This is a genomic window from Lichenibacterium minor (assembly GCF_004137685.1).
GTDB classification, from domain to species: domain Bacteria; phylum Pseudomonadota; class Alphaproteobacteria; order Rhizobiales; family Beijerinckiaceae; genus Lichenihabitans; species Lichenihabitans minor.
Genome location: NZ_QYBB01000073.1, coordinates 1 through 12,225, shown reverse-complemented (window position 1 = coordinate 12,225; position 12,225 = coordinate 1). Strand labels below are relative to the sequence as shown.

Below are 12,225 nucleotides of genomic sequence, written 5' to 3'. Positions count from 1 at the left end.
GGCCACGGCTCGCATCACCTCGGATGCGAGCACCTTCAGCACCGTGCTGGGCACCATCGGCGCCTGACAGCCCTCAGAGCCTGACTCAAAAGCCTACGGCCGCGCGAGTCGCCGGATGCCGAACTGGATGGCAGCGAGCGTGACGAAGGCCAGCAGGGTGGAGGCGAGGTTCTCGAAGTCTTTGGCTAGTCGTCTGTTCCGGCCGAGCCAGAAGAAGGTCCGCTCGACAACCCACCGTCGCTTGATCACCTCGAAGCCGGCCGCGTTGGGATTACGGCGGACCACCTCCAGCCGCAGCCCGTTGGCGCCTGCTGCCTCGTAGGTCTGCTGCGCATTGTAGCCTGTGTCGGCGAACACGCACTCCAGCCACGGAAAGCGAAGCTTGATCTTGTCGAACAGAAGCGATGCGCCATCGCGGTCCTGGACTCCTGCAGAATGGACGACGAGCCGGATCGGCAGGCCAAGCGTATCGACGATAAAGTGGATCTTGCGCCCCTTCACCTTCTTTTCAGGCTCATAACCCACCGTGTCGGCTGCGTCGACGGTCTGTTTCTTAGATTTATAGACCCTTTTTCTGCCGACTTGATCGTCTGACTATCGATGATGCCGGCCGAGGGCGATCCTTCACGGTCCTCGCGTTCCCGCAGCATCGGGTAAAGCTGGTCCCAGATCGCATGCCACGTGCCATCAGCTTGGAACTTGCGGAAGATGTTGTACACCGTCGAACGCGGAGGAAAGCCGTCCCGCGGCAGGTAACGCCATGGACAGCCGGTCCGCAGCAGAAACAGGATCGCATTCATCGCCGAGCGCATGTTGGTTTTCCGCGGCCTGCCACCGGGAGTCGCATCCGGGATTAGCGGACCCAGCACCGCCCATTCCGCGTCCGTGACTTCGCTCGGGAAGCCACCGCCCGGACGCTTGTACTTTTCTCGCTGTTCGTCGGTCCACATGGCGATCCCGCTGGCTCGGTCGCCAACTCTGAATCACACAACCAGGACGAGGTCAGCCACCCTTTTGGGTCAAGCTCTCAGCCGAACTGCGAACCCTCTGGGTATTTACGCGGCAGCGGCCCTGTCGCTGGACCGCGCCGAGGCGGCAGGCTGGAAACCTGAACGCGTCGAGGTCGATGGCATCGATGGCGGCGCCCGCATGGCATAGGCCGCCGCTCCCCATGGCATCGAGGTTCAGGTGTCCATCCGCGACGAGGACGCGAAGGGCTTCAAGCCTTTGCCTGTGCGATGGCGCATCGAGGGGACGTTCGGCACCCGGATCGATCGGCATCACAGCATCACGCGCAGCCTGGAGCGGAGTCCGGCGGCCGCCGGGGGACGCCGTGACCGTCGCAAACTGCCATTGGGTGATCCAACTCGTGACCAGTTGAGGCAAGGCGAACAGGCTCCGATGCCAGCGGTCGAAGATTTCGACCGCTGGCAGGCGCGAACGCGCACGCCCGCTCGTGCGGGGCAACGCGACGGAGATGCGTCAGCATTCCCGTCGCTTGGCATCAGTCGAAGCGCGCTCCGACCTGGATGATCATCGAGGTTCCGCTTGGTGGACGCACTATCGTATGATCCATGCCGGGCCGGCATGGCCGGCCATGACCCATCGGCCTTTGCATCGACCCCTCGCGACTGCTTCACTGCCGCAGAGGAGGCGCAGCAAGACGCCGAACCGGGAGACGCGTCGAGGTGGCACTCTTACGACAGCTCTACATCCAGGTGCTGATCGGCATCGCCCTGGCGATCCTGCTGGGCATCGCGTCGCCGGCCCTTGCCGTCGACATGAAGCCGCTCGGCGACGCCTTCATCGCGCTGCTGCGCATGCTGCTCGCCCCCATCATCTTCTGCTCAGTCGTGCTCGGGCTCACCCACGTCAGGGACATGGGACAGCTCGGGCGGCTCGCCTTCAAGGCGCTGCTGTATTTCGAGGTGATGACCACAGTCGCCATGGCGCTCGCCTTTGTGGTGGTCAACGTCGTGCAGCCGGGCGTCGGGCTGCATGCCTCGAACCTCATCATGAGCGAGGGCCTGACCAAGGCAACGGCGGCGGCGAGCCAGTTCACCGCCGTCGGCTTCTTCCTGTCCATCATCCCCAACACGCTGGTCGACGCCTTCGCCAAGGGCGAAATCCTGCAGGTACTGCTGGTGTCGATCCTCACCGGCGCGGCGCTGAGCGTCGGCGGGGCCGGCAAGGACTCGACGATCCTCAAGGTCATCGCCGAAGGCCAGCACATCCTGTTCCGCGTGCTCGGCTTCATCATGCGGCTGGCCCCCATCGGCGCCTTCGGCGCCATGGCGGCGGCCGTGGGGTCGTTCGGGGTCGGCACCCTGTACTACCTCGCCAAGGTGGTTGTCCTGTACTGGGCGACGTCGCTCGCCTTCGTGCTGGTGGTGCTGGGCGCCGTCGCGGCGCTGGCCGGCCTGTCGATCCTGTCGATCCTGCGGCTGATCCGGGAGGAGCTGCTGCTCGTGCTCGGCACCGCGTCGGGCGAGGTGGCGCTGCCGCGCCTCATGCTGAAACTGGAGGAGGCGGGCTGCGACGGCGCGATCGTCGGCTTCGTGCTGCCCGGCGGCTACAGCTTCAACCTCGACGGCACGTCCATCTACATGGCCATCGCGGTCGCGTTCATTGCCCAGGCGACCGACACGCCCTTCTCGCTCGGCCAGCAGCTGGGCGTGCTGGGCATCCTGCTGCTCACCTCCAAGGGCGGGACGACGGTCGCAGGCGGCGCATTCATCAAGCTCGCCGCGACGCTGCAGACCGTCCGGGCCCTGCCGCTCAGCGGGCTCGGCCTGCTGTTCGGCATCGACCGCCTGATGGCGACCTGCACGGCGCTGACCAACGTCGTCGGCAACACGGTGGCGGTCTTCGTGGTGGCGCGCTGGGAAGGCGCCTTCGACCGCGCCAAGTTCGACCGCTACATGACCGATCAGGCGTCCGGGCGGATCTGTCCGTCCGGCGCGGAGGAGCGCGGCTCCGAGGCTCTTCCGCCCGTTTCCCCCGAGCCGGCGGGGCGGGCGTGAGCGCGTCAGGCCGGGGCGGCCTCGCCCGCGACGAGGCGCCCGCCGGCCCAGGCGCCCGACCGGACAAGGGATGCGATCTCCTCAGCCACCAATCCGGCCAAGGCACCCACGAGCCAGCGCGGGCTTTCGGCCGCGACGCTGCCGATGACCACGCAGGACAGCAGGGGCGGGTTGTCGATCGGCTGCGCCGACAGCTCGCCGCTGGCGAGTTCGCGCGCCACGCCGGCGTGGGTCAGGATGGTGGCGCCGAAGCCGCCCGCCACCATGGCCTTGGTGAGGGGGATCGAATCCACCTCGATCGACGCGCTGAGGCGCACCCCGTGCTGGAGCGCCGCACGCTCGACGAGGCGGCGGTTGCTGTGGGGCATGCTGGGCAGGATCAGCGGCACTGCCGCGAGGTCGCGGAAGCGCACCGGCCCGGTCTCCACGGCGCCCCGCGCCCGCACCAGCACCATGCGTTCCTGCAGGATCGGCTGAAGCGCGATGCCGTCGAGCGGCGGCGGGTTGTGAAGCACCGCCACATCGAGCCGCCCGTCGAGCAGCCACTCTTCGAGCAGCGAGCTGATCCCTTCGCGGATCTGCAGGGTCGCGGCCGGCCAGCGCGCCCGAAAGCTGCGGAACACCGCCGGGGCGATCAGCAGGCCCGCGGCCGGCGGCACGCCCAAGGTGACGTGGCCCGCGACCACGTCGTCGGACGCCCGCACGGCCGGACCGATCCCGGCGAATTCGGCCAGCAGGGCTTCGGCGCGTGCCAGAAGGAGGGAGCCGGCGCGCGTCACCGTCACGCCGCGGCCGTGCCGGTCGAGCAGCGTCACGCCGAGCTCCTCCTCGAGCTTCTTCAGCTGCCGGCTGAGCGCCGGCTGGGCGACGTTCAGCTCTTCGGCGGCGCGGCTCACGCTGCCGCCGCGGACCACCGTGACGAAGGTGCGCAGTTCGCGGATGTCGATCGGCCTGCCCTCCCTTTGAACGCCACCTTCGGGACGCGCCGGAAATCCTGTCAAGCCGCCGCGGGATGCGCGCCGTGAGCTTCGCGCACTGCGACGGGCTGAGCCTGCGCTTCGCCCGCGAGGGCCGGGGCGACGAGAGCGCGGTGCTGCTCCACGAACTCGGCGGCGCCCTCGACAGCTTCGACGCGGTGGCGCCCCTCCTGACGCAGGCGGGCCTCGGCGTGCTGCGTTACGACGCGCGCGGCGCCGGCCTGTCCGAGAAGCCGCGGCACCCCTTCTCGCTGGACGATGGGGCGGACGACTTGGCGGCGCTGCTCGACGCGGTGGGGATCGTCGCGCCGGTCCACCTCGTCGGCGTCGCCGCGGGGGCGGCGGTGGCGGCCCTGTTCGCGCTGCGCCGGCCGGCGCGCGTGGCGACGCTCGCGCTCTGCGCGCCGGCGCTCTCGGTGCCGGCGGATCGGCGTGCCTATCTGATCGAGCGCTCCGAGAAGGCTGTGCGTGACGGCATGCGGAGCATCGCCGAGGCGACGCTGGCCCGGTCCTTCCCGGAGCACCTCAGGGGCGACCGCTTCGCGGATTATCGGGCGCGGTTCCTGGCCAACGATCCCGTGTCCTACGCCCACGCCAATCTGGCGCTGGCCGCATCCGGCGTGGCCGACCGGCTTGGCGCGATTCCCCATCCCTGCATCGTGCTGGCGGGCCGGCATGACCTCCTGCGGCCGCCGGCCGAGGTGGAGGCGGTGGCCGACCTTGTTCCAGGTGCCCGCTTCGCCGTGATCGACAGCGGTCACGTCATGCCCGTGCAGGCGCCCGACGCCATGGCGGCGGCCCTGCTCGACCACATCGCCGGGGCTCGTCGCGCGTCCACGGTCACGGAGGCCGAAGCCTGATGCCGGATCCCAAAGGCCTGCTCCTCGTCACCATGGAGCCCCCGGCCTCGCTGGAGGACGAGTTCAACGACTGGTACGACACCGAGCACGCCCCCCAGCGCCGGGCCCTGCCGGGCTTCGAGAGTGCGTCCCGCTGGGTGTGCCTAGCCGGCTGGCCGCGCTGGCTGGCGCTCTACGACATGACCTCGCCCGCCGCGGTCGATACGCCGGAGTACCGCGCCGTGTCAGGGTCCAACGGCACGCCCTGGAGCCGCCGCGTCCTGCCCCGCACGGTGGGGCGCGAGCGGGTGGTGGCCCGCCAGATCGCCCCCGGCTCCGCCACGGCGCGCCCGGTGGCCGAGGTGGCGCGGCTCGTCGCGGCGCGCTACCCGGGGCAGCCCGGCCCCGGCGCCGTCGCGGCCCTGGTGGAGCGGGCCGGGACGTTGCCGGGGCTGCTCCAGCTCCGCGCCTTCGCGACGCTCGGGGCGGACGAGACCTGGGTGCTCGCCGACTATGCGCGGCCCCTGCCGCAGGACCGCGCCGTCGAGGCCTTCGCGGCGCTGGGCGAGGGCGGGGCGACGACGCTCAACCTCTACGCCCCCTATCGCCGGGGGCCTGCCGCGTGAGCGCCCCGACCCGCGACATTGCCGTGATGGTCGACGGCGTCGTGCTGCGCTGCCGCGTCGATGGACCGGAGGGCGCGCCCTGGATCGCTTTTTCCAACTCGCTGATGACCGACCTGTCGCTGTGGGACCGCCAGGCCGCGTCCTTTTCGGGCCGCTACCGCGTCCTGCGCTACGACCAGCGCGGCCATGGCGGCTCCTCCGTGCCCGACGCGGATTGCCGCTTCGACCGCCTCGTCGGCGACCTCGAGGCCCTGTTCGACCACTTCGACATCCCCCGCGCCGCCGTGGCCGGCGTGTCTATGGGCGGCGTGACGGCGCTCGGCTTCGCGGCGCGCTGCCCGGAGCGGGTGGCCGGGGTGGCGGTCTGCGATTGCCAGGGCGGCTCCACGGCCGCGGGCGCCGCCGCCTGGGACGAGCGCATCGCCCTGGCCCGCGCCGGCGGCATGGCGGCGCTGGTCGAGCCCACGGTGCGGCGCTGGTTCACGCCCGCCTCGGTCGAGGCCGGCGGCCCCGGCGTCGCATCCGTGCGCCGTATGATCGGTGCGACGCCGCTCGACGGCCTGGTGCGGGGCGCCCGCGCCCTCCAGCACTACGATTTCCGCGACTGTCCCGCGGCGCTGCGCTGCCCGGCGCTGTTCCTGGCCGGGGCTGAGGACGGCGCACTGCCGGACGCGCTGCGCGGCATGGCGGAGGCGGCGCCCGACGCCGTCTTCACCGCCGTTCCAGGCGCCGGCCACCTGCCCAACGTCGAGCGGCCCGCCGCCTTCGACGCGGCGCTGGCCGGCCTCCTCGACCGCGCCTTTCCCGACGGAGTCCCCTGATGCGCATCCGCGATCTCACGCCCGCCGACATGACCGAGGCCCAGCGCCGCGTCGCCGAGGCCGCCGCCTCGGGCAAGCGCGGCCGCGTGCCGGCCCCGCTGCGCGCCTGGCTGCACAGCCCGGAACTCGGCGACCGCGCCCAGCGCCTCGGCGAGTTCCTGCGCTACGACACGAGCCTCGAGCCGCGGCTGTCGGAACTGGCGATCCTCGTCACCGCGCGGGCGTGGACGTCCCATTACGAGTGGTTCGCCCACAAGCGCGAGGCGCTGAAGGCCGGCATCGATCCCGCCGTGGTCGCCGCCATCGCGGAGCGACGGGCGCCTGACCTGCCCGACGCCGGGTCGCGCGCCGTCTACCACTACAGCGTCATGCTGCACCGCGACCACGGCGTCTCGGACGAGGTCCACGCCGCCGCCGTGGCGGTGCTGGGCGAGGCCGGTACGGTCGAGCTCGTGGGGCTGCTCGGCTATTACACGCTGGTCGCCATGACGCTGAACGCCTTCGGCATCGGCCTGCCCGAAGGCGAGGCGATGGAACTCCGGCCGTGAGGGTCGCCCTCCCGCTCGCCCTGGCGGCATCCGCCGCCCTCCCGCTCGCCCTGGCGGTGTCGGCCGTCGTCGGGCTCGCGACCGTTGCCGTGGCCGCCGAAGCGGTCGAACACCTCACCGTGCCGGCGCCCGGCGGCGCCACGATCGATGTTCTCGCGCAGGGGATCGGTCCCCTGGTCGTGCTCCTGCCGTCGCGCGGCCGCGCCGCGGAGGATTTCGACCCCATCGCGGGCCCGATCGCCGCGGCGGGCTACCGCGTGCTCCGCCCCGAGCCGCGCGGCATCGGCGGCAGCACCGGGCCGACCGCCGGCCTGACCCTGCACGATCTGGGCGGCGACGTGGAGGCCGTGATCGAGGCCGCCCACGACGGGCGAGCCGTGGTGGTCGGCCACGCCTTCGGCAACTTCGTCGCCCGCACGGTGGCGAGCGACCGGCCCGACCTCGTGCGCGGCGTCGTCATCGCGGCCGCGGCCGGCAAGCACTACCCAGACGCGCTCGCCGCCGCCGTGACGGCCAGCAGCGACACGTCCCGGTCCGACGCCGAGCGGCTGCCCGACCTGCGGCGCACCCTCTTCGCGCCCGGCCACGATCCCGCCGTGTGGCTCGGTGGCTGGTACCCGGCCGTCGACGCTGACCAGCGCGCCGCGACGCTGCGCACGAAGCAGTCCGACTGGTGGGGCGCGGGGCGCGCGCCGCTGCTGGAGATCCAGGCTGCCGATGACCCGTTCAAGACGCCGGACCAGCGGGGCGAGCTGAAGGCCGAGTTCGGCGACCGGGTCACGGTGGCGCTGGTCCCGGACGCCAGCCACGCGCTCGTGCCCGAGCAGCCGCGGGCGGTGGCCGAGGCCATCGTGGCCTGGATGAAGACCCATTGAACCGCTGAAGGAGGACACGCATGGCGAAACGTCTCGACGGCAAGGTTGCGTTGATCACGGGCGCGGGCTGCGTGGGGCCGGGCTGGGGCAACGGGCGCGCCGCCTGCGTTCTCTTCGCCGGCGAGGGCGCCCGCATCTTCGCCGCCGACCTTCGCCCGGACAGCATGGCCGAGACGGTGGAGCGCGCCGAGGCGACCGGCGGCGAGATCCGCACCCACGCCTGCGACGTGACCGAGGCGGATGCCGTGGCGGCCATGGTGGCGGCCTGCGTCGAGGCCTATGGGCGGATTGACATCCTGGTCAACAACGTCGGTGGCTCGGCGCCGGGAGGCGCCGTGGCGCTGAGCGAGGAAGCCTGGGACCGGCAGCTCGACGTCAACCTGAAGAGCGTGTTCCTCGCCTGCAAGCACGTCATCCCCGTCATGGATCGTCAGGGCGGAGGCGCCATCGTCAACACGGCCTCCACCTCGGGCCTGCGCTGGACCGGCGCCGCCCAGGTCGCCTACGCGTCGTCCAAGGCCGCCATCATCCAGTTCTCGCGCGTCACGGCGGTCGAATACGCCAAGCGGAACATCCGCGTGAACACCGTGGTGCCGGGCCAGATGCATACCCCGATGGTGGAAGCGCGGCTCGCCGGCCAGCGGGCCGGCGGCGACGTCGAGGCGCTGCTGAAAGCCCGCGTCGCCCGGATCCCGCTCGGCTTCATGGGCGACGGCCGCGATACCGCCAACGCGGCGCTGTTCCTCGCCTCCGACGAAGCCCGCTTCGTCACCGGCACCGAGATCGTCGTCGACGGCGGCATGACGGCGCGGTGCGACTGATGGCGTCGCCCCCCGCCGGCCCTCCTCCGCACCCCGCCCCGCACGCGCCGCGCTGGACCCCGCCCGCCGGCGCCTGCGACGCGCATTGCCACGTCTACGGGCCGTTCGACCGCTTCCCGCTGCCGCCGGACCGCAGCTTCACGCCGAGCGAGGCGCCCGAAACGGCGCTCCGCCGCCTGCACGACAGCATGGGCTTCGACCGCGCCGTCATCGTGCAGAGCCAGGGGCACGGCTTCGATCACCGCCCGCTCCTCGATGCGCTGCGGACGGGCGCTGGCCGCTACCGCGGCGTGGCGCTGGTGCGGCCCGACACGCCGCCGAGCGAGGTCGCGCGCTTCGCCGCTGCGGGGGTCTGCGGCGTCCGCTTCAACTTCATGACACACCTGTCGGCGCGGCTCGAGCCCGACGCCATGCGCGACGTCATGCGCCTCGTCCGCCCGCACGGCTGGCACGTCGCCGTCCACGTGGGAGGCGCGCAACTGGTCGACGTCGAATCCCTCGTCCGGGGCATCGAGGCACCCGTGGTCATCGACCACATGGCGCGGCCGGACCTCGAGGACGGCCGCGACGGCCCGGTGGCCACCACCCTGAAGCGCCTGCTCGATACGGGGAGGGTATGGGTGAAGCTCAGCGGTGCTGACCGGCTGTCGAAGGCCGGCGCGCCGTACCGGGACGCCGTGCCCCTCGCCGCCGGCCTCGCCCGCCACGCGCCCGAGCGCGTGCTGTGGGGCAGCGACTGGCCGCATGTGAACATCCACGGCCCGATGCCGGACGACGGCGACCTCGTCGACCTCGTGGCGGAGATCGCCCCCACCGAGGCGCTGCGCCGCCGCCTGCTGGTCGACAATCCCGCGGCCTTCTTCGGCTTCGACGTTCCGCCCGCTGCAGGAGAAGGGGCGTGACCGCCGTCGGCGACGCACAGGCGGCAAGGGCCCGTCGCGGGAGTTTCGCCATCGATGTCGGGGTCGATCAAGCGAGGGACGGGCTCTTTCGAGCTCGGCCTTCCGCGGCTTGCCGCCATGCTCGTCTCCTCGGCGACGCCGACGTCGCAGGCGCTGACCCGCACCTCCCGAGGCCTGCTCCCGCCGATGACGCGGTGGGATCGGATCATGCCGCCTTGTCGAGGACCAGAACGCCGCCGAGGTGGTCGACCTCATGCTCCGTCACCGTGATGGCAGCGGTCAAAAATCGTGACCGCTGGCAAGCGCGAACGCGCCCCGCCGCTCGTGCGGCGCGATGCGACGGAGATGCGTCTGCATCTCCGTCGCCTGGTTTGGGTCCTTCGAACTTCCGCTCCTGCCACGCCCTCGCGATCGCGGACCCGCACGGCTGTCGCCCAGCACAAGCCGAAAGACGTGATCCACCGCTCCGATCAGGTATGCCACCGCATGTCTCCCGCCTTCGGCCGTCGCTGCAAGGCAGCCGGCGTCGAGCCCTTCGGTGGGCTCCGTCGGAAATCCTTACGACGACGCCATGCCCGAGAGCTTCTTCTCGATCCTGGAATGCGAACTCCTGAGCCGGTCATCCTTCTGTTCGCAGGCCGACGCTCGCAAAGCTCTCTTCGCCTTCGTCGAGGGCTTCTGCGATCCGCTGCGCCTGCACTCGGGCCTCGGCGATCGATCTCCCATCGGCCACGAAAGGCGCTTCCATCACGACCAAGCTAGCCCAATGACGAGCCCACCCGAACACGTCCACTGACCGTCCACGGAAACGGGTCGATCCCAATCCCAGCCTCGACGAAGCGCGCCGTGCCCGGTTTCTGAGGGAGGATCGCGCGCGAAACCGGCGGAGCGAGTCAGGGCCGCCTGGCGACGCCATGGAGAAACACCGCCACCGCGGCCTCGACCCGGCGGTCGACCTGTCCGGGGTCGATCGCGATGCCCAGCATGGCCAAGCGTGACAGTCGACCGACGACGAGGCTGAGGAACAGGTCGGCCGCCATCTCGCTGTCCTCGACGGCGATCTGGCCGTCCGCGACGAAATGATCGAGCACGGTCGCGATCGAGGCGTTCGAGCGCTGCCACGCTTCCCGGTGCGCCCTGTGGGCCAGTTCTGGGAAGCGGATCGCCTGGGCGGTCACGATGCGGTTGATCGCGATGGCTTCGGGGACCAGGATCGCCGCCACCATGCGGCGACCCATCTCGGCGAGGACATCCTCGATGCGCTCGTCCGGGCCCGGGACCTCCATGGCGCTGACGGAGAGCCACCGGTCGATCTGGCGCTGGACCACGGCGGCGAACAGGGCGGCTTTGTCGCGGTGGCGGGCGTAGAGCGTCGCCTTGCCGACGCTGGCCGCTTCCGCCACGGCGTCGACGGTCGTGGCGTCGAAACCGCGCTCCATGAACATGGCGGCCGCGATCTCGATCAGCCGCGCGTCGCGCCGCAGGGCTTCCTCCTGCGACGGGCGCCCTCCCGAACCGCGCCGCGCCTTCTTGGGGATGAGGGTGTCCACGGCAGACTGCGGTTCGTCGAGGGCGAGCGTCATGCCGTGATCATATCCCTTGCGTCGACGACCCACGTCATCATAACAGAACGGCACTGTTTTGTTCAATTGGGCATGGACGGATGGACGGCATCTCTTCGGACCGCCAAAGCTTCGACCGGACGGATCGCGATCCCCGGGCCGCGGCCGAGGCGGTGCATCCCCGGCACGACGAGGCCGTGGCGCGCAGCGCGTCGCCCGAGCCCGTGCCGGCCCCGCTCGACAGGCTCCCCGAAACCCCGACCTCGCCCCAGCAGGCCGCCGCGTCTCGGCAGGGCACGCCCGCGGCGGCCCCGCCCGCGGCCGTCGTTCCGGCCAGCCGGCCGCCGCGCAAGGGAAGCGTGAAGAAGCTGATGTTCGCCGCGGTTCTGCTCGCCGCCGTCGCCTACGGCGGGCACACGGGCTGGCACTGGTGGACGGTGGGCCGCTTCCAGGAGACCACCGACAACGCCTTCCTGCAGGCCGACAAGGTGACGGTGTCGCCCCGCATCTCCGGCTTCGTCACGGCGGTGGCGGTCGGCGACAACCAGCCGGTCCGCGCCGGGGACGTCATCGCCACGTTCGACGACCGCGACGCCCGCATCCAGGTCGCGGGCGCCAGGGCGGACCTGCAGAAGGCCCGTGCGCAGCTCGACGGCTACAAGGCTGCGGTGATCCAGCAGGCCGCCACCGTGGCCTCCGCCCAGGCCGACATCGTCAATGCCGAGGCCGGGCTCGCCTTCTCGGTGCAGGAAGCGAAGCGCTACGCCGACCTCCTCACCGCGGGCGCCGGCACGTCGCAGCGCGCGCAGCAGACCGATGCCGACCTGCGCCAGCACCGGGCGACGCTCGACAAGGACCGGGCGGCGCTCGATTCGGCGCAGAAGCAGGTCCACACCTACGAGGCTCTCGCCGCCAGCGCCGTCGCCGGCATCGCATCGGCGCAGGCGAAGCTGGACGGGGCCGAGCTCAACCTCGGCTACACGGTCGTGCGGGCGCCCGTCGACGGCGTGGTGGGCGACCGCTCGGTGCGGGTCGGCCAGATGGTGCAGGCCGGCATGGGGCTGCTGACCGTGGTGCCCATGGGCCGCGACATCTACCTCGTCGCCAACTTCAAGGAAACGCAGCTCGGCGACATGGCGGTCGGCCAGCCGGTTGAGTTCACCGTGGATGCCTTCGGCGACCACGCGTTCCGCGGCACCGTCGACAGCTTCTCGCCCGGCACGGGGGCGCA

At 71.4% G+C, this 12,225-nt stretch carries 14 protein-coding genes; 10 read left to right on the top strand and 4 right to left on the bottom strand.

Annotated features, from left to right (window positions below; genetic code table 11):
• Positions 1 to 93 precede the first annotated feature (93 nt).
• The gene (locus D3273_RS29460; protein WP_245501398.1) at positions 94 to 501 is read right to left on the bottom strand and encodes an IS5 family transposase; all 408 of its coding nucleotides are present in this window, start codon (positions 499 to 501) and stop codon (positions 94 to 96) included.
• Positions 498 to 950 (bottom strand): transposase, encoded by a 453-nt coding sequence (locus tag D3273_RS29455; RefSeq protein WP_245501397.1) that lies wholly within the window; start codon positions 948 to 950, stop codon positions 498 to 500. Before D3273_RS29455 ends, D3273_RS29460 begins: the two co-directional genes overlap by 4 nt.
• A gap of 738 nt (positions 951 to 1,688) precedes the next feature.
• Between D3273_RS29455 and D3273_RS25960 the strand changes: the two genes are divergently transcribed.
• A complete protein-coding gene (locus D3273_RS25960) occupies positions 1,689 to 3,023 on the top strand; it encodes a cation:dicarboxylate symporter family transporter (protein ID WP_129229859.1) in 1,335 nt (444 codons plus the stop codon).
• 5 nt (positions 3,024 to 3,028) lie between these two features.
• Here the strand turns inward: D3273_RS25960 and D3273_RS25955 are convergent, their stop codons facing one another.
• Positions 3,029 to 4,024: a LysR family transcriptional regulator gene (locus D3273_RS25955; RefSeq protein WP_245501396.1), complete on the bottom strand. Its 996-nt coding sequence runs from the start codon at positions 4,022 to 4,024 to the stop codon at positions 3,029 to 3,031.
• A 20-nt stretch (positions 4,025 to 4,044) separates the two neighbouring features.
• Here D3273_RS25955 and D3273_RS25950 point away from each other — a divergent pair, with 20 nt between their 5' ends.
• The 8 genes from D3273_RS25950 to D3273_RS25915 all read left to right on the top strand — a co-directional run bounded on the left by D3273_RS25950 (position 4,045) and on the right by D3273_RS25915 (position 10,228).
• Positions 4,045 to 4,860, top strand: coding sequence for an alpha/beta fold hydrolase (locus D3273_RS25950; RefSeq protein WP_129229858.1), 816 nt, complete (start codon positions 4,045 to 4,047; stop codon positions 4,858 to 4,860).
• Positions 4,860 to 5,465: a DUF4286 family protein gene (locus D3273_RS25945; RefSeq protein WP_129229857.1), complete on the top strand. Its 606-nt coding sequence runs from the start codon at positions 4,860 to 4,862 to the stop codon at positions 5,463 to 5,465. Before D3273_RS25950 ends, D3273_RS25945 begins: the two co-directional genes overlap by 1 nt.
• On the top strand, positions 5,462 to 6,286 hold the full coding sequence (locus D3273_RS25940) for an alpha/beta fold hydrolase (RefSeq protein WP_129229856.1): 825 nt from the start codon (positions 5,462 to 5,464) through the stop codon (positions 6,284 to 6,286). Before D3273_RS25945 ends, D3273_RS25940 begins: the two co-directional genes overlap by 4 nt.
• A complete protein-coding gene (locus D3273_RS25935; RefSeq protein WP_129229855.1) occupies positions 6,286 to 6,834 on the top strand; it encodes a carboxymuconolactone decarboxylase family protein in 549 nt (182 codons plus the stop codon). Before D3273_RS25940 ends, D3273_RS25935 begins: the two co-directional genes overlap by 1 nt.
• A complete protein-coding gene (locus D3273_RS25930) occupies positions 6,831 to 7,709 on the top strand; it encodes an alpha/beta fold hydrolase (protein WP_245501395.1) in 879 nt (292 codons plus the stop codon). Before D3273_RS25935 ends, D3273_RS25930 begins: the two co-directional genes overlap by 4 nt.
• A gap of 20 nt (positions 7,710 to 7,729) precedes the next feature.
• On the top strand, positions 7,730 to 8,530 hold the full coding sequence (locus D3273_RS25925; protein WP_129229854.1) for an SDR family NAD(P)-dependent oxidoreductase: 801 nt from the start codon (positions 7,730 to 7,732) through the stop codon (positions 8,528 to 8,530).
• Positions 8,530 to 9,432 (top strand): amidohydrolase family protein, encoded by a 903-nt coding sequence (locus D3273_RS25920; RefSeq protein ID WP_129229853.1) that lies wholly within the window; start codon positions 8,530 to 8,532, stop codon positions 9,430 to 9,432. The genes D3273_RS25925 and D3273_RS25920 overlap by 1 nt, the downstream gene beginning before the upstream one ends.
• Before the next feature lie 538 nt (positions 9,433 to 9,970).
• Positions 9,971 to 10,228 (top strand): integrase core domain-containing protein, encoded by a 258-nt coding sequence (locus tag D3273_RS25915; RefSeq protein ID WP_281011419.1) that lies wholly within the window; start codon positions 9,971 to 9,973, stop codon positions 10,226 to 10,228.
• A 97-nt stretch (positions 10,229 to 10,325) separates the two neighbouring features.
• On the opposite strand, the gene D3273_RS25910 is transcribed toward D3273_RS25915, so the two are convergent.
• Positions 10,326 to 11,015 (bottom strand): TetR/AcrR family transcriptional regulator, encoded by a 690-nt coding sequence (locus D3273_RS25910; protein ID WP_129229851.1) that lies wholly within the window; start codon positions 11,013 to 11,015, stop codon positions 10,326 to 10,328.
• Positions 11,016 to 11,095: 80 nt separating this feature from the next.
• Between D3273_RS25910 and D3273_RS25905 the strand changes: the two genes are divergently transcribed.
• Positions 11,096 to 12,225 (top strand): HlyD family secretion protein (locus D3273_RS25905; protein ID WP_245501394.1); only part of this gene is annotated, 1,130 nt, incomplete at its 3' end.